18 protein-coding genes and 1 pseudogene are annotated in these 17,796 nt (G+C 73.8%); 11 read left to right on the forward strand and 8 right to left on the reverse strand.

What is annotated here, in order from left to right; translation table 11 throughout:
• The first annotated feature begins 135 nt into the window (after positions 1 to 135).
• Entirely contained in the window at positions 136 to 1,146 is a 1,011-nt protein-coding gene (locus K7862_RS14815) for an alcohol dehydrogenase catalytic domain-containing protein (RefSeq protein ID WP_222963039.1), read from the forward strand.
• Between the two features lie 69 nt (positions 1,147 to 1,215).
• On the forward strand, positions 1,216 to 2,103 hold the full coding sequence (locus tag K7862_RS14820; RefSeq protein ID WP_222963040.1) for an SDR family NAD(P)-dependent oxidoreductase: 888 nt from the start codon (positions 1,216 to 1,218) through the stop codon (positions 2,101 to 2,103).
• A gap of 21 nt (positions 2,104 to 2,124) precedes the next feature.
• On the opposite strand, the gene K7862_RS14825 is transcribed toward K7862_RS14820, so the two are convergent.
• Both K7862_RS14825 and K7862_RS14830 read right to left on the reverse strand, forming a co-directional pair.
• On the reverse strand, positions 2,125 to 3,639 hold the full coding sequence (locus tag K7862_RS14825; protein ID WP_262413155.1) for a threonine/serine exporter family protein: 1,515 nt from the start codon (positions 3,637 to 3,639) through the stop codon (positions 2,125 to 2,127).
• Between the two features lie 7 nt (positions 3,640 to 3,646).
• Complete coding sequence (locus K7862_RS14830) at positions 3,647 to 4,354, reverse strand: DedA family protein (protein WP_222963112.1); 708 nt, start codon at positions 4,352 to 4,354, stop codon at positions 3,647 to 3,649.
• Positions 4,355 to 4,505: 151 nt separating this feature from the next.
• Between K7862_RS14830 and K7862_RS14835 the strand changes: the two genes are divergently transcribed.
• The 5 genes from K7862_RS14835 to K7862_RS14855 all read left to right on the forward strand — a co-directional run bounded on the left by K7862_RS14835 (position 4,506) and on the right by K7862_RS14855 (position 9,596).
• Complete coding sequence (locus K7862_RS14835; RefSeq protein ID WP_222963041.1) at positions 4,506 to 5,909, forward strand: ABC transporter ATP-binding protein; 1,404 nt, start codon at positions 4,506 to 4,508, stop codon at positions 5,907 to 5,909.
• A gap of 41 nt (positions 5,910 to 5,950) precedes the next feature.
• Positions 5,951 to 6,325 (forward strand): YbjQ family protein, encoded by a 375-nt coding sequence (locus K7862_RS14840; protein ID WP_222963042.1) that lies wholly within the window; start codon positions 5,951 to 5,953, stop codon positions 6,323 to 6,325.
• A 208-nt stretch (positions 6,326 to 6,533) separates the two neighbouring features.
• The gene (gene gad, locus K7862_RS14845) at positions 6,534 to 7,934 is read left to right on the forward strand and encodes a glutamate decarboxylase (protein WP_222963043.1); all 1,401 of its coding nucleotides are present in this window, start codon (positions 6,534 to 6,536) and stop codon (positions 7,932 to 7,934) included.
• Positions 7,935 to 7,960: 26 nt separating this feature from the next.
• Positions 7,961 to 8,176 carry a dodecin gene (locus tag K7862_RS14850; protein WP_222963044.1) on the forward strand — a complete coding sequence of 72 codons (216 nt, stop codon included), beginning with the start codon at positions 7,961 to 7,963 and terminating at the stop codon, positions 8,174 to 8,176.
• Positions 8,177 to 8,555: 379 nt separating this feature from the next.
• On the forward strand, positions 8,556 to 9,596 hold the full coding sequence (locus K7862_RS14855; RefSeq protein WP_222963113.1) for a rod shape-determining protein: 1,041 nt from the start codon (positions 8,556 to 8,558) through the stop codon (positions 9,594 to 9,596).
• A 131-nt stretch (positions 9,597 to 9,727) separates the two neighbouring features.
• Here K7862_RS14855 and K7862_RS14860 read toward each other — a convergent pair whose 3' ends face one another.
• The 6 genes from K7862_RS14860 to K7862_RS14885 form a co-directional block, all read right to left on the reverse strand.
• On the reverse strand, positions 9,728 to 10,972 hold the full coding sequence (locus K7862_RS14860) for an NAD(P)/FAD-dependent oxidoreductase (protein WP_262413156.1): 1,245 nt from the start codon (positions 10,970 to 10,972) through the stop codon (positions 9,728 to 9,730).
• Between the two features lie 47 nt (positions 10,973 to 11,019).
• Positions 11,020 to 11,370 carry a DUF3140 domain-containing protein gene (locus tag K7862_RS14865; protein WP_222963046.1) on the reverse strand — a complete coding sequence of 117 codons (351 nt, stop codon included), beginning with the start codon at positions 11,368 to 11,370 and terminating at the stop codon, positions 11,020 to 11,022.
• Positions 11,367 to 11,594 (reverse strand): hypervirulence associated TUDOR domain-containing protein, encoded by a 228-nt coding sequence (locus K7862_RS14870; protein ID WP_222963047.1) that lies wholly within the window; start codon positions 11,592 to 11,594, stop codon positions 11,367 to 11,369. Before K7862_RS14870 ends, K7862_RS14865 begins: the two co-directional genes overlap by 4 nt.
• Before the next feature lie 163 nt (positions 11,595 to 11,757).
• A complete protein-coding gene (locus K7862_RS14875; RefSeq protein WP_308011993.1) occupies positions 11,758 to 12,768 on the reverse strand; it encodes a DUF2786 domain-containing protein in 1,011 nt (336 codons plus the stop codon).
• A 364-nt stretch (positions 12,769 to 13,132) separates the two neighbouring features.
• Positions 13,133 to 14,059, reverse strand: a complete 927-nt coding sequence (locus tag K7862_RS14880) for a M56 family metallopeptidase (protein WP_222963049.1) — start codon at positions 14,057 to 14,059, stop codon at positions 13,133 to 13,135.
• Complete coding sequence (locus tag K7862_RS14885; RefSeq protein ID WP_222963050.1) at positions 14,056 to 14,484, reverse strand: BlaI/MecI/CopY family transcriptional regulator; 429 nt, start codon at positions 14,482 to 14,484, stop codon at positions 14,056 to 14,058. The genes K7862_RS14880 and K7862_RS14885 overlap by 4 nt, the downstream gene beginning before the upstream one ends.
• A 118-nt stretch (positions 14,485 to 14,602) precedes the next feature.
• Here K7862_RS14885 and K7862_RS14890 point away from each other — a divergent pair.
• From K7862_RS14890 to K7862_RS14905, 4 genes and pseudogenes are all read left to right on the forward strand, one after another.
• A pseudogene (locus tag K7862_RS14890) lies at positions 14,603 to 15,253 on the forward strand (DedA family protein); the annotation flags it as partial.
• A gap of 170 nt (positions 15,254 to 15,423) precedes the next feature.
• Positions 15,424 to 16,053 (forward strand): phosphatase PAP2 family protein, encoded by a 630-nt coding sequence (locus K7862_RS14895; RefSeq protein ID WP_222963051.1) that lies wholly within the window; start codon positions 15,424 to 15,426, stop codon positions 16,051 to 16,053.
• Positions 16,054 to 16,148: 95 nt separating this feature from the next.
• Positions 16,149 to 16,544 carry a rodlin gene (locus K7862_RS14900; protein WP_222963052.1) on the forward strand — a complete coding sequence of 132 codons (396 nt, stop codon included), beginning with the start codon at positions 16,149 to 16,151 and terminating at the stop codon, positions 16,542 to 16,544.
• 215 nt (positions 16,545 to 16,759) lie between these two features.
• The gene (locus K7862_RS14905) at positions 16,760 to 17,770 is read left to right on the forward strand and encodes an ArsR/SmtB family transcription factor (protein WP_222963053.1); all 1,011 of its coding nucleotides are present in this window, start codon (positions 16,760 to 16,762) and stop codon (positions 17,768 to 17,770) included.
• Positions 17,771 to 17,796 lie beyond the last annotated feature (26 nt).

Raw genomic sequence — 17,796 nt, forward strand, 5'->3', positions numbered from 1 at the left:
GCGGACGCCGCGAGAATACTCAGCGGTGGAGCAGTTCTCATTCCCGGGCAGACCACCACAATTCAACGCCCCAATCCAACACCACCATCGATTACCGAAATCCATCACCGCAGTCCACCCACCAGGAGGTGTGTGATGCGTGCCGGACTCGCCACCGCGGCGAAGGAGCCGCTGAGCCTGACCGACCTGGACGTCCCCGAGGCGGGCCCCGACGAGGTCCTCGTCAAGATCATCGCCTGCGGCGTCTGCTACACCGACCTCGGCCTCCTCCAGGGCCACTATCCCTTCGCCCGCTTCCCCGTCGTGCCCGGCCACGAGGTCACCGGCACGGTCGTGGCGACCGGCCCCGGAGCGACCTGGCCGCCGGTGGGCACCACGGTCGGCGCGCAGTTCCTGCACGACTCCTGCGGCCACTGCGAGTACTGCCGCCGGGGCGACCAGATCCTGTGCCGCGAGAAGCGGATCACCGGGATCATGACCGACGGCGGCTACGCGGAGTACGCGGTGTTCAAGGCCGGTTTCGTCACCGAGCTGCCGGCCGGGCTCGACCCGGTGGCCGCGGCGCCGTTGATGTGCGCGGGCATCACCGCCTTCAACGGCCTGCGGCAGGCCGGGATGACCCCGGGCTCGCGGGTCGCGGTGATCGGCACCGGCGGTGTCGGCGCCCTCGCGATCCGCTACGCGGCGGCCGTGGGCGCCCGGGTGGCGGCGATCGGCCGCTCCCGGCACGGCGAGGACCGCGCCAAGGAGCTCGGCGCGGAGATCTTCGTGGCCACCGACGAGGGCGACCCCGGTGAGGCCCTGCAGAAGTGGGCCCAGGGCGCGGACGTCATCCTGAGCGCCGCGCCCTCGACCGCCGCCGCGCAGGCCGCCTTCGGCGGACTCGCCCCCGACGGCACCTTGGTGCTGTGCGGCTACGGCCCGGAGCCGCTCACCCTGCCCACGCAGCCGATGGTGCTGAACCGGCTGCACGCCATGGCGAACCCGTCGGGTTCGCCGCACGACCTGCGCGACACGCTGGAGTTCTCCGCGGCGCGGGGCATCCTGCCGGAGTTCAAGCCGATCACCCTCGACGAGGCGCCGGCCGCGCTGGACGCGATGGCCCAGGGCCACGGCGGCGTCCGCTCGGTGATCACCTTCGGCTGATCCCGGCACCGCGATCCGGCCGGGAGTACCGGACCAGGAGTACGAGAAGTACGCGACCAGGAGGCAGACATGTCAACGATCCTCGTCACGGGCGCCTCCAGCGGGTTCGGCGCCCTGGCCGCCCGGGCCCTGGCCCAGGCCGGCCACATCGTCTACGCGAGCATGCGCGACACCGCCGGGCGCAACGCGCCCAAGGTGGCCGAGGCCGCCGCCTGGGCCAAGGAGAACGGCCGCGACCTGCGGACGGTCGAACTCGACGTGCAGTCCGAGGAGTCCGCGCGCGCCGCGATCGCCTCCGTCCTCGACGAGCAGCCCGCGCTGGACGTCGTGGTCCACAACGCCGGGCACATGGTGACCGGCCCCGCGGAGGCGTTCTCACCCGAGCAGTACGTTCAGCTCTACGACATCAACGTGCTCGGCGCGCAGCGCGTCAACCGCGCGGCCCTGCCGCACATGCGCGGCCGCAGGGACGGGCTGCTGGTGTGGGTGGGCAGTTCCAGCACCCGCGGCGGCACGCCCCCGTACCTCGGGCCGTACTTCGCCGCGAAGGCCGCCATGGACGCCCTCGCCGCCAGCTACGCGCTGGAGGTCTCCCGCTTCGGCATCGAGACCACCATCGTGGTGCCCGGCTCGTTCACCAGCGGCACCAACCACTACGCCAACGCCGGTCATCCGGAGGACGAGGAGGTCGTCAAGGAGTACGAGGAGCTCTACGGCGGCCTGATGGAGCAGATCGGTCAGCGGATGCACGAACTCGAGCCGCCGGACGCGGACGTCTCCGAGGTGGCCCGGGCGATCGTGGCGGTGGTGGACGCCGACAAGGGCAGCCGGCCGTTCCGGGTGCACGTCGACCCCACCGACGACGGCGCGGTGGTCGTCAACGCGGTCGCCGACCGGATGCGGCTGGAGTTCATGCGCCGGCTCGGCCTGACGGACCTGCTGCGTCCGGCCCGGTGACGCCGCCGCCCGGGCCGCGGGTCAGAAGCCGCGGGTGCGCTTGGCGGCGCGGCGCGGTCCGGGCGGTCCGGGCGTCTTGAGGACCAGCCGGGCGATCTCGTTGCCGAGGTTCACGCCGATGGCGATGGCCATGGCGAGCGCCGCCGCCTTGGTGAGCTGGGTCAGGCCCTGGCTCAGGTGGTGCTGGGTGACCGCCAGCAGGCCGAAGTAGGTGGCGGAACCGGGCAGCAGCGGGCCGATGGCCGCGGTGACGTACGGGAGCACCGAGACGTACCGGTAACGCGCCATCAACTGCCCGAACAGGCCGACGAGTCCGGCCGCCGCGGCGGTCGAGGCCACCTGGTTGCCGCCGGCCTGCTGGTGCAGCACGCCGTAGACCGTCCAGGCGACGCCGCCGTTGAGGGTGGCGAGCACCAGCACCCCGCGTTCGCACTGCAGCAGCACCGCGAACGCCAGCGTCAGCACCATGGCCGCGACGAGCTGCACCCACGGGTGGTCGTAGGCGCGCAGCGCCTGGTCCGGGTTGAGGTCGGCGCCCAGGCCGACACCCGCGTAGAGGATCAGGGTGACGCCGATGACGATGCCGACCACCAGGTACACCACCTCCAGCAGACGTGCCGAGGCGGTGATGTAGAAGCCGGTGAGGCCGTCCTGGACGGCGGCCACGAGCGCGCGGCCCGGCAGCAGCGCGAAGAGCCCACCGGTGATCACCGCGGAGGACTGCACCCCGGTGGCCCCGGGGATCCAGTGCGCGTACCGGTCGACGACCACGCCCATCGCGGCGGCGGGCATCGCCGCCACCGCGAACTGGTAGAACTCCGGCAGCCCGCGCCCGGCCAGCAGCCAGGCAAGCCGGTCGCCGAGCATCGCGGCGACCGCGGCGGCCACGAAGATGATCAGGTTGCCGCCGACCAGGATGCTCGCCGCGCCCGCCAGCAGCCCGGCCGCGCCGGTCAGCGCCCAGCTCCCGTACGGATGCCGGTTGCGGCGGATGTCCGCCAGCCGGCGGTAGGCGTCCTCCAGGCTGACCTCGTGCGCGGTGATGCCGTCGACCAGGTGGAAGACCGCGGCCAGCCGGGTGTAGTCGGTGCCGCGCCGCCGGACCGTGCGGCTCATGGTGACCGGCGGCTCGGTGAGCGCGGGCTGGTACGAGATGCCGAGCAGCGTGAACGTGGCGGTCGGCTCGACCCGCGCGAGGCCGTACGCGAAGGCGACGCCGAACATCGCGGCCTCGACGTCCTCCGCGCCCTCGCCGCCGGCCAGCAGCAGCTCGCCGATGCGTAGGGTCAGGTCCAGCACGCGCGGCACGGAGACGGTGGTGGCCGGGTGGCGTACGGCGGGCGCGGGACGCTCGGTGGACGGCATCCGCAGCATCGTGCGCATCCGGTCCTGCCACAGGGCGCCCTCCGGCGGGAGGACGACCATGGGCACGCCCTCGGGCGGGGTGAAGGCCGAGCCCATCACCGGCTCGCCGCCGGCCCGGCCCTGCTCGCCGCGCCGGCCCGGCTCCTTGTGCTCGCCCTGCTCGTCTGTCAACGGGTGCTCAGCGCTTCTGCGCCCGGTGCCGTCCGCCGCGCGACGCCGAGAACGCCTCCGGGCCGCCCGGCGTCCCCTCGCCCTGCGGCCCGGCGGCCTTCGCCTTGCGCTTGGACCGCAGGTACTCGATGCCGATCGGCACCACGGAGATCAGCACCACGAGGACGAGCATCGCCTCGATGTTCTTGTGCACGAATTCGATCTGGCCGAGCCAGTAACCCAAGAGCGTGACACCCGCGCCCCACATCGTGCCGCCGATGAGGTTGAAGGTGAGAAAGGTGCGGTAGTTCATTCGGCTGACGCCCGCGACGATCGGTGTGAACGTGCGCACGATCGGCACGAAGCACGCCATGACGATCGCTTTCGGCCCGTGGTGCTCGAAGAACGCGTGCGCCTTCTCGATGTTCTCCATCTTGAACAGGCGTGAATCCGGCCGGCTGAACAGCGACGGCCCGACCTTGCGCCCGAAGAGGTAACCGACCTGCTCACCGGCGACGGCGGCCACCGCGATGGCCGCGGCCACCAGGGCGAGCGGCTGGTGCAGCGTGCCCGACGCCACCAGCAGACCGGTCGTGAACAGCAGCGAGTCGCCGGGCAGGAAGAAACCGATCAGCAGCCCTGACTCGGCGAACACGATCAGCAGCACGCCCCACAGGCCGTAGGTGTTGATCAGGTGGTCGGGGTCGAGCCAGCTCGGGCCCAGCGCGAGGTTCATCACGATCCAAAACTATCAATGCAGTGTTGATACAAACGTTCCGCAACTGACCGGTAGTGCACTACCTTCTCCGCAGCGTCATCCGAGTGTCACGCAAGGCTTCCCCCCACGTGCCCCGTCACCAAGTCCGACCAACCTGGCGGCTCCCGTTATGACTCGCGCCATCACTCTGCACGAAGTTTCCAAGTACTACCCGAAGCAGCCCGCGCCGGCCGTGGACAGGTTCTCCCTGGACATCGCGCCCGGCGAGTTCCTGGTGCTGCTCGGGCCCTCGGGCTGCGGCAAGTCGACCGTGCTCCGCATGATCGCCGGTCTGGAGGACATCACCACCGGCGAACTCCTGCTGGACGGCGAGTACTCGAACGATCTCGCCCCCGGCGACCGCAAGATGGCGATGGTCTTCCAGAACTTCGCCCTGTACCCCAGCATGACCAGCCGCGAGAACATCGGTTTCCCGCTGCGGTTCGAGATGCCGGGTGAGGAGCACGGGCCCCGCGTCGACGAGACGGCCCGCATCCTCGGCATCGAGGAGATCCTGGACCGCTACCCCGGACAGCTGTCCGGCGGCGAGCGGCAGCGCGTGGCGATGGGCCGCGCGATCTCCCGGCACCCGTCCGTCTTCCTGATGGACGAGCCGCTGTCCAACCTGGACGCCAAACTGCGCGCACATCTGCGCGCCGAGATCGCCCGCCTCACCCACGGCATGGGCGTCACCACCGTGTACGTCACGCACGACCAGGCCGAGGCGATGTCCCTCGGCGACCGCGTCGCGATCATGCGCAGCGGCGTGCTGCAGCAGATCAGCTCGCCCCGCGAGGCCTACCACCTGCCGGCGAACGTGTTCGTCGCGGCGTTCGTCGGCACACCGCGGATCAACCTGCTGCAGGCCACCGTCATCGCGCCGCTCGGCGGCGGCATGTGGATCGACTTCGGGCGGCAGCGCCTCGGGCTCCCCGAGCCGCTCAGCCTGGACCACCAGATGCTCCGCATCCAGCAGGGCCGCCCGATCATCGTCGGGCTCCGCTCGGAGGCCGTACGGATCGCACAGCCCAGCCAGGCACACGCCGGCGAGGTCGTGATCAGCGGCATCGTCGAGCACGTGGAGTACCAGGGCCACGAGTCGCTGGTGCACCTCAACACCGGTTCGCGGCCCGCGGTCGTGCCCGAGCTGGAGGCGCCGCGGCCCGCGGTCTCCAGCGGCCGGGGCGCCTCCCGGCGCGCCGCGAACGGCTCCGGCGGCATCGGCCGGCTCGCCCAGAAAGCGGCCCGGCGCATCCAGTCGTCCGTGCTGGACGGCAAGGGCTCCACGGTGCCGGGCGGCGTGCCGCCGCGGCCCGACCACGCCCCCGGCCACGCGCCGGTGTCCGTGATGGACCGCCCGGCGGCGGCGCCCGAGACGCAGACCGGCGACCTGGTCGTGCGCACCGGGCCGGACATCCGGCTCCGCCGCGGCGACCGGGTCCCGCTGCTGGTCGACCTGGCGCACCTGTACGTCTTCGACCACGAGGGCCGGCGGATCTGCCCGGCGCCCAACGAGCAGCCGCGACTGGAGTAGCAGCACATGCGGGACGTCCGGGCCCCGGGCAGGCTGCCGCCATGAGCATCGACGAATACGGCGGCGGCCCGGCCCAGGGCTCGGACTTCCTCGTGGTGACCACGAACGACGCCCCCGGGTTCCGGGTGCAGCAGGTGATCGGTGAGGTCTTCGGCCTCACCGTACGCTCCCGCCACCTGGGCAGCCAGATCGGCGCCGGCCTGAAGTCGATGGTCGGCGGCGAGCTGAAGGGGCTGACCAAGACGCTGGTGGAGACCCGCAACCAGGCCATGGAGCGCCTGGTCGAGCAGGCGCGGGCGCGCGGCGCCAACGCGGTGCTCACGATGCGGTTCGACGTCACCGAGGCGGCCGACATCGGCACCGAGGTCTGCGCCTACGGCACCGCGGTCGTGCTGACGCCCGCGGACGCCGCCTGACGCCGGGCGCACTCCCGCCCGGCCGGCTCCCCTCCCGGACACCTCGGACTTCTCCTCGTGCGTCGGGTCGATGCCCGTCGTGCGCGCCTCCAGGCCTCCGGACGCCCCATCGCCCGCTGCGGGGTGGGCGGAATGCCCTTATCGTCACGAATGGTGTCCCTGAACACGGCACCGATGGCTTCGGATCCACATCGGCCAGGAGGCCCCCATGCCCCTGCACAAGGGCACCAACGCCCCGCACCACGTCGCCGTCAACCCCTTCGTCGGCGTGGCTGACCCGGTCGGCGGCATGGAGACGGCACCGCCCAAACACCGCCTGGCGGACGGGCCGATGGCGCCCGCGGCGGCGTACCAGCTGGTGCACGACGAGCTGATGCTCGACGGCAACTCGCGGCTGAACCTGGCCACCTTCGTGACCACCTGGATGGAGCCGCAGGCCAACCTCCTGATGACCGAGTGCGCCGACAAGAACATGATCGACAAGGACGAGTACCCGCGCACCGCCGAACTGGAACGGCGCTGCGTGGCGATCCTCGCCGCCCTGTGGAACGCCCCCGACCCGGACAAGACCATCGGTTGCTCCACCACCGGCTCCTCCGAGGCGTGCATGCTCGCCGGGATGGCGCTCAAGCGCCGCTGGTCCAAGCGCACCCCCGGCTATCCGGCGACCGCCCGCCCCAACCTGGTGATGGGCGCCAACGTGCAGGTGTGCTGGGAGAAGTTCTGCACCTTCTGGGAGGTCGAGGCGCGGCTGGCGCCGATGCGCGGCGACCGGCTGCACCTGGACGCCGAAGCCGCGATGGAGCTCGTCGACGAGAACACCATCGGCGTGGTGGCGGTGCTCGGCTCGACGTTCGACGGCTCCTACGAGCCGGTCCAGGAGATCTGCGCGGCCCTGGACGACTACGAGAAGCGCACCGGCGTGCACATCCCGGTGCACGTCGACGGAGCCTCCGGCGGGATGATCGCGCCCTTCCTCGACCCGGACCTGGTCTGGGACTTCCGGCTGCCGCGGGTCACCTCGATCAACACCTCGGGCCACAAGTACGGCCTGGTCTACCCGGGTGTCGGCTGGGCGCTGTGGCGCGAGCCCGACGACCTGCCCGAGGAGCTGGTGTTCCGGGTGAACTACCTCGGCGGCGACATGCCGACCTTCGCGCTGAACTTCTCCCGGCCGGGCGCGCAGGTCGTCGCGCAGTACTACAGCTTCCTGCGGCTGGGCTTCGAGGGCTACCGCGCGGTGCAGCAGACCAGCCGCGACGTGGCCATGAAGGTGGCCGCGCAGTTCGCGGCGCACGAGGAGTTCCGGCTGATCACCCGCGGCGACCAGCTCCCGGTGTTCGCCCTCACCACCACCCCCGAGGTGAAGAACTTCGACGTCTTCGACGTCTCCCGGCGGCTGCGCGAGCACGGATGGCTGGTGCCGGCCTACACCTATCCCGCCGACCGCGAGGACCTGGCCGTGCTGCGGGTGGTCTGCCGCAACGGCTTCTCCGAGGACCTCGCGAGCCTGCTGATGGACGACGTCGAGCGGCTGATCCCGGAGATGTGCGCCCAGCCCCACCCGCTGGGACGCCCGAAGAACGTCGCGACCGCCTTCCACCACTGACCCGAGCCGACCCGAGAGGACCCGCCATGGCCGAGCACACCTACCGCGTGACCGAGATCGTGGGCACCGCGCACGACGGCGTGGACGCCGCCGTCCGCAACGGCCTCAGCCGTGCCGCACAGACCCTGCGCGGCCTGGACTGGTTCGAGATCACCCAGGTCCGCGGACACATCGTGGACGGCGAGGTGGAGCACTACCAGGTGGGCCTGAAGGTCGGCTTCCGGCTGGAGGAGGCCGAGTAGCCACCGAACAGCCGCCGACCAGCCGCCGACGGGAGGGGCGCCCGCGCCGGACCCGACCGGACCGGCCGGGCGGGTCCCGCCGGCCCCGCGTTGCGCCGAACGGGGGCGTTTCCCCCGATGGCGGCTCCCCGAACGGCGCAACAACGGTCGCAAAATCCGACCATCCGTCAAAGCCTCTGTCGTCAGCACCGACGAGCTTCGGACCACGACGCCCTCGTAGTCCCCCCGGGAGCCCCGCCATGAGTCATCAGGACACCCCCTGCCCGCCTCTCCCGCCCGGGTCCGAGCCACCGGGTCCGACCGGTCCCACCCCGTCCGGTCACGCCGACAGCCGAAGCGGAGGTGTCCTTCTGTGAACCCGCACCTGGCGGCAGGTCCGCTGACCCCCACCCTGGAGCACCTCAGGCGCTGCTCGATCGCGGTGGACATCGGGGCCGCCCGCACCCGCGTCTACCTGCGCAACAACGGGCTCGTCGTGGACGAGCCGAGCGTCGCGGCGGTCGACGTCCGCAGCGGCGCCCTCATCGCGGTCGGCTCCCGGGCCGAGACGATGGCCGGGCGCACCCCCCAGCACATCCGTGTGGTGCGGCCGGTGGCCAGCGGCGCGGTGGTCGACGTCACCATGGCCCAGCGCATGCTGCGGCACGTCCTGGGCGACAAGCTGGGCCGGCGCTGGATGCGGATGTCGATGGTCCGGGGCATGCCGATGCCCGTGATGCGGGCCGCGGTGTGCATGCCGCACGGCAGCGAGCCGATCGCGCTGCGGGCCGCGGTCGAGACGATGTACGGGCTCGGCGCGCGGAAGGTGGAGCTGGTCGACACGCTCATCGCGGCCGCGGTGGGCTGCGGGCTGCCTGTCGAACAGCCCGAGGCGACGATGATCGTGGTGTGCGGCGCGGGCACCACACACGTCGCCGTGCTGTCGCTGGGCGCCATCGTCTCCGCGGAGACCGTGCCGGTGGGCGGCGACGCCATCGACCGCGCGGTCGTCGAACACCTGCGCAGTCAGCACGAGTTGCTGCTGCCCAGCCAGTCGGTGCGACCGCTGCACCAGATGCTGGGCGGCACCTCGACCGCGGAGGTGCACGGCCGGGACGTCATCAGCGGCCTGGCCAGGACCGTCACCGTCGAGACGGAGAACGTCCGGCACGCCATGCGGGCGCCGCTGACCGGCGTGCTCGACGCGATCACGTCGGTCCTGCGCACCTGCCCGCCGGACCTGGTCGCCGACCTGGCCGACCGCGGCATCATGCTGGCCGGCGGCAGCGCCCACATGCCGGGACTGGACCTGATGCTCCGCCAGGAGACGCACATGCCGGTGCACATCGCACCGCACCCGGACACGGTGGCGGTGCGCGGCCTCGGCGCGATGATCGAGGGCAAGGTCCGGCCCGCGCCCAAGGACCCGCTGGCCCCCTGAGCCGGTGGCCCCTGCGCCGGTGGCCCCTGAGCCGGGCGGTCCGGCCGGATCGGGAACGGGTGGGCCCGGGAGGCGGGCCGGATCGGGAACGGGCCGGATCGGGAACGGGTGGGCCCGGGAGGCGGGCCGGCTCAGGAGCGCCGGTCGGCGAGCAGTTCCCGGGCCGCGCGGGCGCCGGAGGCCATCGCGCCCTGGACCGACCCGGTAGCCCGGTGGTCGCCGCAGACATAGCGGCCCGGGGCGTGTCGGGTACCGCGGCTGAGCGGCCACGGTGGGGTCATCGCGGGCAGCGCCTCCGCCACCGGGTACTCGGCCACCGGCTCCCAGCCCCCGGTGTCCGTCCCGTACAGCTCCGCGAGCACCGCGCGGACCTCGGCCTCCTTGCCCGGCCCGTGGTCCGCGCCGAGCACCGAGGTGGACACCAGCGCCCGGCCGCGCGGCGCGTACACCGGGCTGACCTCGCTCACCACCACGGTGTTCAGCACCCGCCGCGCGGTGTCGACGAGCAGCGTCGGCTCGTCCAGCGGCGTCTCGGGGGCGGCGTGGTAGTAGGTCGTGACCGAGCGGACCGGCGGCACGTCCAGGCCGGGCAGCAGGGCGGCGGCCGCCGCCGGTCCCGCGGCGACGACCACCGCGGGCGCCGCCGTCTCCCGTCCGTAGGCGGTCAGCACGCCCTCGTCGGTGAGCTGTTCGACCGGCGTGCCCAGGCTCACCGTGCCCTCGGGCAGCGTGGCGGCCAGCTGCTCGGGCACCTCCGCGACGCCGTCGGCGGGCAGGCACAGCGTGCCGCGCAGCATCGAACGCCACACCAGGTGGAAGAACCGGCTGGAGGTCTCCAGCTCGTCCTCCAGGAACACCCCCGACAGGAACGGCCGGAACAGCGTCTCCACCAGCGCCTCGCCGATGGCCGCGTCCGCCAGCGCCGTCCGGGTGGTGCGGTCCTCCGCCCGCTTGATCAGCCGCGGCGGCGTCAGCAGGTCCCGCCCGGTGAGCATGGCCAGGCCCGCGAGGTCCCGCAGCGACCCCAGCCGCCCGGGCCGCAGGTCGGCGGCCAGCTTCGGGGTCCTGGTCGGGTCGGCGAAGCGCAGCCGGCCGTGCGGGGTGCACAGCAGCACGCCCGGGCTGAACGGCCGCAGGCGCAGCCCGCGCAGATCCATCCGGCGCTTCATCTGCGGATAGGACGTGTTGACCACCTGGAACCCGCGGTCGAAGCGGAAGCCGTCCCGTACGTCGGTCCGCATCCGGCCGCCCACCCGGTCGGACGCCTCCAGGACCCGCACCCGCAGCCCGGCCGCGACCAGGTCCTGCGCGCACACCAGCCCCGCGACACCGGCACCGACCACCACGGCGTCCACGTCACCTGTCCGAGCGCTCATTTCCCGCACCCTCCGTCCTGCGACCGGCGGCGCACGCGGCCGCGCGCTCACTTCCGTGGATCGTGCCCCCAGTTCATCAAGGAGTACCGCCATGTGCTGTCCGTGATGTCGCCACCGGGCCGCTGGGCGAGGTGGCGGTGCACATATCCGCTGACCTTGCGCATGTGAGCGAGGTCGTCGTCGTCCAGATCGTCCTTGCGGGTGCGCAGCAGGGTGACGATGCGCCGCCCGGAGGCGTGGCCGACGCTCTCGCCGCCGCCCTTTTGCTGCCCGGCGTCACGCGAGTCCTCGGTGCCGAGCCAGTCCTCCAGCTCGCGCGGGGTCATGTTCACGGCCTCGTGGAAGTCGCGCAGGACGTCTTCGCGGTCACCGCGGCCGTCCTGTCCGCGGGCCGTCACGAGCCGCCGCCCCGGCCCCGCAGGGCGCCTGGCCGGTGCACCGCGCGACCCCCGGACTTCTCACTGCGCACCTCGTACTGGGGGTCGTCGGGCGAGGCCTCGACGGTCCGGCCGCCCGCCTTGGTACGCCCGGTGATCCGGCGCGTGACCCGCCCCACGGCCGTGCCGCCGTGACTCCGCCACGAGACCCGTTCGCCCTTGCTCGGCTTCGCGTGCTTCGCCATGACCTGCCGCCTTTCCGTCGTCCTCGCGTCCCCGAGATCTCTGCGGACGGGGTTCGGCTACCCGATTCCACACGGACATTCCGCCGAAAGGGCGCATTACCGGATATCTCACCCCGAGAGGTGAGGCGCGGGCGGCGTCAGGCGGGGCGGGCGGCGGGCTGGTTCAGAGACGCGCCTCGGATGCGGTGGTGCGGCCGGCGGCCCAGCCCGCGGCGTCACGGCCCTTGAGGCGGGCCGTCCTGGTCGACGGGAAGAGCCGCTCCCGGGTCTCGCGCACCGCGAGGTCCCGCGCGGCGAGCGCGGGCAGCAGCAGGTCGGCGGGGCGTGCGGCCACTTCCGCGGCGGCCGCGGCGCTCAGCCGCTCCCTGATCCCCGCCGCGTAGGCGATGAGGAAGCTCTCGCGGTAGTCACGGGACCGGGACTTCCCCCGGTGCAGCGCCCGGTCCGCCTGGACCAGCAGCGAGGTGAACAGCAGCTCGACCGCGTCGAGGTTCGCCGGATGCCCGACCACCGTCGAGAAGCCGAAGTCCGACGCCCACACCGCCTCGCACCGGTTCGCCGCCGCCACCGCGTCGAGCAGCAGCGCCTTCGCCCCCTCGTACGGCCGGTCGACGCCGATCCTGCGGGCGGCCGGCCCGTCGCCCCGCCGGCCGAGCAGCGCCTCGTCGATGCTGTGCGCGGCCATGAGCTGCTGCGCCTTCGCCGAGAGCGCCTCGGCCTCCTCGGGGAAACCGGTGGACTCCGCCTTGGCCAGCAGCGCCCGGATCCGCCCGAGCATCTTCGACGCGGGGCCCGTGGGCCGGGCGGGCACGGCCAGCACCGGGATGCGGGGCAGGCGGGCGCACAGGCACAGCACCTCGACGAACTCGGCGGCCGCCGAGAAACGGTCGAGGCGTTCGGCGGCCACGAACGCGGTGAGGCCGCCTTCGCCGGGCAGCACGGCCTCGGCGAGGCGCTGGTGGCGGGCGGTGAGTTCGCGTCCGGTCATACGGACCAGGTCCGGGACCGTCCAGCCGCGCGCCCCGGCCTCCCGCACGATCCGCGCCGCGGCCTCGGCGGCCACCGTGTCCCAGCCGTCGCCGGCCGCCGCCAGCAGCGAGGCCGCCGTGTCCAGCTCCCGCTCGCGCCCCCCGGCCCCGACCGCCGCCCCCAGCGCCACCTCAAACCCGTCCACACTCCACCTTCCACTCCCACCCGCCCCCCAAGCCTCGCACGCCGGCAACGCACTCCCAGGGCACAGCCCAAGCCCCGTCAGGGGCGCGGGGTCCCCCAGGCTCCGCCCGGGAGGTGCCCCCAGCGCGAGCAACCACAGCGAACCGTTCGCCGGCAAGACACCCCAGGGGGCACCCCAAGCCCCGCAGGGGCTCGGGGTCCCCCAGGCTCCGCCCGGGAGGTGCCTCCAGCGCGAGCAACCGAGGCGAACCGTTCCGCCGGCAACGCACCCCCGGGGCAGGGCCCACCCCGAGGCGGCCCCCCGCCAGGGACACCCCGTACTCAGGCCGAGCCCGGCCCAAAACCTCTCAGCGCTGAGGCCCGCTTCATGCGCGCTCCCCCTGGGCCACCTCGATCGACCCGTGCAGATCATGCGCAGCCTCCAACGCGCAGGCCGCGGACAGCGCCAGGCACCCGACGAGCACCGCGGCGATCGCGCGGGGCGCCCGGGCGCGCAGGAGCGGGACGGGCGCGGCGGCGAGCAGGGCCGCGACCCGGCGGGGGACGGGCCCCGTGGTCGCGGACAGCGCGACGTGGGCCCGGTGGTGGGGCCCGGCGGCCAGCGCGGCGCGGCCGATCGCCCGGGCGGCCAGCCGCCGGTCGCCGACCGCGTCGGCGGCCGACTCGTCGGCCCAGCGTTCGAGCGCGTAGGACAGCGGCGCGGCCAGCGTCCGCAGGGCCGGGTGGCAGGCGGCTGAGAGCGCGCAGGCGGCGAGGAAGAGGTGGTGGCGTCCGGCCAGGTGGGCGCGCTCGTGGGCGAGCAGCGCCTCGCGCTCCTCCGCGTTCAGCGCCCGCAGCATGCCGGTGGTGACGACGATCCGGCCGGGCCTCCCGGGCAGCGCGTACGCGTCGGCGTCGGCGTCCTGGAGGACGGTGAGGTCGCCCGCGGCGCTGCCGGCCCGGGTGGCCGCCCTGCGGGCCCGCGCGGTGATCACCGTGTGCCGCCGGGCGGTCCGCACCACGGCGACCGCGACGGAAGCGAGGAGGACGGCCGCCGCGCACGCGGCCGGCACCGTCACCTCGTCGCCGACGAGGGGCAGCCGCAGGTCTCCCAGCGCGGCGATCGGCGGCAGCCGCAGCGCGCCGGCGCCGGCCAGCAGCACGAGGGCGGCGGTGCTGGAGCCGGCGAGGACCACGGCGGAGCCGGCCAGCAGCCATGCCGCGGCCCGCGGCGGGAGCGCGTCGGCCAGGCGGCGGGCGGCCGGCCCGGCCACCAGCGGCAGCAGCAGGGGGAGCCACACGGCCACGTTCATCCGGCGAGGCCTCCGTCCGGACCCGCGGAGCGGCCCGCCGTCTCGGCGCGGTCGGCCTGGGCGAGCAGCGTGCGCAGCAGCGCCTCGTCGTCGGGGGCGAGTTCGGAGACGAACCGGGCCAGGACGGTGTGGCGGTCGTCCTCACCGGACTTGTCGAGTTCGGTGCGCATCCGCCGCGCGGCCAGTCCCGGGGAGTCCTGGACCGGCAGGTAGGCGTATCCGCGGCCGGAGCGGGTGCGGCTGACCGTACCCTTGTCGTGCAGGCGGGCCAGGATCGTCGTCACCGTGGTGCGGGCGAGCGACGAGCCCAGCTCGCGCTGGACGTCGGCCGGCGTCATCGCGTGCCCGTCCGCCGCCCACAGGGCGGCGAGCACGCTCGCCTCCAACTCCCCCGAAGGGCGGCGTCCCGCGCTGGCGTCCGGCATCGCTCGATCGCCCCTTCCCGCTGGTTCGTCTACAGTGCTGTAGACCGACTACATCACTGTAGACGGTAGCGGCGCCCCCGACGCGCCTCCGGACCCATTATGGGAGGGCCCCACCGCCATGCCCCTGCCCGTGCTCGATCAGGCCGTGAACGTGCTGGACGCGACCTCGCTGCTGTCGTCCTTCGGGGCGCTCGGCATCGCGGTCGTGATGTTCGCCGAGACCGGCCTGCTCGTCGGCTTCTTCCTGCCCGGCGACTCGCTGCTCTTCACCGCCGGACTGCTGAGCGTGTCCGGCGCCTCGGACGTGGTGCACCTCTCGTTGTGGCAGGTGCTGATCGCCGCCGCGGCCGGTGCGCTGCTCGGTGCGCAGACCGGGTACGTCATCGGCCGCCGCGGGGGCCCGGCACTGCTGGCCAGGACGCGGAACCGCAAGCTGCACGAGGGAGCGGCCCGGGCGTCGGAGCTGCTGGAGCGGTACGGGCACGCCAAGGCGGTGGTGCTGGCCCGGTTCATCCCGGTGGTCCGCACGGTGCTCAACCCGCTGGCCGGGGCGCTGGGCGTGCCGGCCCGCGCCTTCACGCTGTGGCAGGTCGCCGGCGGCCTGGTGTGGTCGGTGGGCCTGGTGCTCGCCGGGTACGGCCTGGGCTCGTCGGTCCCGCACGTCGACACCTACCTGCTGCCGATCGTCGCGCTGATCGTCGTCGTCTCGCTGCTGCCGCTCGCGCTCGAACTGCGGCGCGGCCGCGCGAACCGTGCGGCCGGCAACCAGCCCGGCACCGGGCCGGCCGGAGCGACCGGGCCGGCCGGGACGACCGGAGCGACCGGGGCGGCCGGAGGCGCGGCCTCCCGGCCCGGGGCGCCCGGCGACGCGGCGGGCACCCCCGGGGGAGCTCACCGTGCCGACCGGAGGGCGAGCCGTCCGGCGGACCCGGAGCGCCTGTGACCTCCCAGTTCGACGCCGGTCTCTACCGCTGGGTGACCGACCTGGCCCAGCGCACCCCCGGGCCGCTCGACGAGACCGTCCGCTTCTTCAGCGACTACGGCCTCGCCGTCTTCGCGGTGCTGATGCTGGTGGCCTGGTGGCGGGCGCGGCCCGCGAACGCCGCCAGAATGGCCACCGCGCTGTCCGTCCCGCTGGTCGTGGTCGTGGCCTATCTGGTGAACGACGTGATCAAGTCGCTGTTCGACGAGCAGCGGCCCTGCCAGACCCTGCACACCGTCACGGTCGAGACGTGCCCGGGGCTCGGCGACTGGTCCTTCCCCAGCAACCACACGGCGATCGCCGTCGCGGCCGCCGTGGCCCTGCTGATCGCCGACCGGCGGCTGGGCTGGACGGCGGTGCCCGTCGCGGTGCTGCTGGCGGCCTCGCGGGTGTGGATCGGCGTGCACTACCCGCACGACGTCCTGGCGGGCGTCGTGGTGGGCGTGGCCGTGGCCTGGCCGCTGACGGTGGCCGCCCGGCGGGCCGCGCCGGCCGTGGAGCAGCTCCGCGGCTCGCGACGGCTGGGCCCGCTGTTCGGCCGGGCGCCGGCCGGCACGGCGACGGGCGGCGCGCCACCACTCAGGTGAAAGAGGGACATACGGGCGCGACGGGTGGAACTGTCTGATTGTCGTCTTTGCGATCTTTCCGACCGTTCTGTGAACCGTGAACCCAGAGGAGCGTCATGCGCATCCGTACCGTCCTGGCCGCCGTCGGTCTCGCCGCCGCGGTGATCACCGGCACCGCCGGGACCGCCGTCGCGGCGCCGGCCAACGACCACGACACCATCACCCTCGACGGCAACAACTCCAGCGAGTCGTTCGGCAACACGACGACCGGCGGCAACGAGAGCCCCGAGCTGGGCCTCGTCCAGGGCTCGCTGAACAAGCCGTGCGTGGGGCTGGACGGCCACGCCGACCTCGGCTCGCTGATCGGCCTGATCCCGATCACCGTGCAGGACGTCAACGTCCTGGACTCGCCGGAGAACCAGCAGTGCGACGACAACTCCAGCCAGATCCAGGGTGACGAGCCGCTGTCGCACCTCCTCAGCGACGACGAGGTGCTGTCCGCGAACGGCTGACCGCGACGCCCGCCGCCGTGCCCGCCACGGCTGTGGGCGCCACGACCGCGAAGGCGGCGTACCGACCGGTCCGCCGCCTTCACACCCCCGTTGTGGTGCGGCCCCCCGGCTTCCCCGGGCGGGGCCCCCAGGATCAGGCCCGCCGGGCGCGCCCGGCCACTAGATTGAGCCGCAGCGAAAACACCACGGCCGGGGCTGCGGAACGGTGGTCAACTTTGGCGCTGCGGATCCACTTCACGGCCGAGGACCTGGCCCGCGTCGCCCTCGTGCGGTGCGCGGACATGCTGTGGGAGCTGGTGCTGAGCCTGGCGGTGCTGCAGAACCCCCAGGTGCCGGCGGTGTTCCGCCCCTGGCGCAGCCGCGCGAGCGGCGCCCTCGCCGCCCCCGGCCTCAGCCGCCCGACCCGCCTGCTGACCACGCTCGTCGGCCCGGTCGGCGACTTCCCCGACTTCCTCACACCGCACCACCACACCGCCGGCCTCCCGCAGGCCGTCGACGCCGTGCGGTCCACGCCCGGCGAGGCGCTGCGGGCCGACCTGGCGGGCGTCTTCCGCGACCGCCGGCCGCCCTCCTGGGTGCGGGAGCTGGCCGGCGGGCAGCCCCGGCGGCTGGCGGCGGTGGCCGACGCGATGCGCGCCTACGGGCGGACCGTGCTGCTGCCCCAGCAGCGGGCGATCGACACGGCCGTGGACGCCGACCGGTCGCTGCGCGCCCACGACCTGCTGCACGGTGGGGTGCACGCGCTGCTGCGCGGCCTGCCGCCGCCCCTGCGCTGGTCGCCGCCGGTGCTGGAGAGCGACTATCCGGCCGACCGCGACCTGTACCTGGCCGGCCGCGGGCTGACGCTGGTCCCGGCGTACTTCTGCTGGGGCGCGCCGGTCACCTTCATCGACCCCGAGCTGCCGCCGGTGCTGGTCTATCCGGTGGCCCGCGCCGAGCCCCACGCCCGCCAGGCGCCCGGCCGGCTGGCCGAACTGCTCGGCCGTACCCGGGCCGAGGCGCTGCAGGAGCTGGTGGTCCCGCTGTCCACCACCGAACTCGCGTGCCGGCTCGGGGTGTCCGTGCCGTCGGCGAGCCGGCACGCCGCCGTGCTGCGGGAGGCCGGGCTGATCACCAGCACCCGCCACGGCAACACGGTCGTGCACGTCGCGTCCGCGCTGGGCCGCGGGCTGCTCGGCCGCGTCCCAGGGGACGACGGCCCGCCCGCGGCCGGGCGGTGGCCGTGACGCCCGCCGCCGGACGGTGGCCGTGA

The sequence above is a fragment of the Actinacidiphila acidipaludis genome (genome assembly GCF_019890725.1).
Taxonomy (GTDB): Bacteria; Actinomycetota; Actinomycetes; order Streptomycetales; family Streptomycetaceae; genus Actinacidiphila; species Actinacidiphila acidipaludis.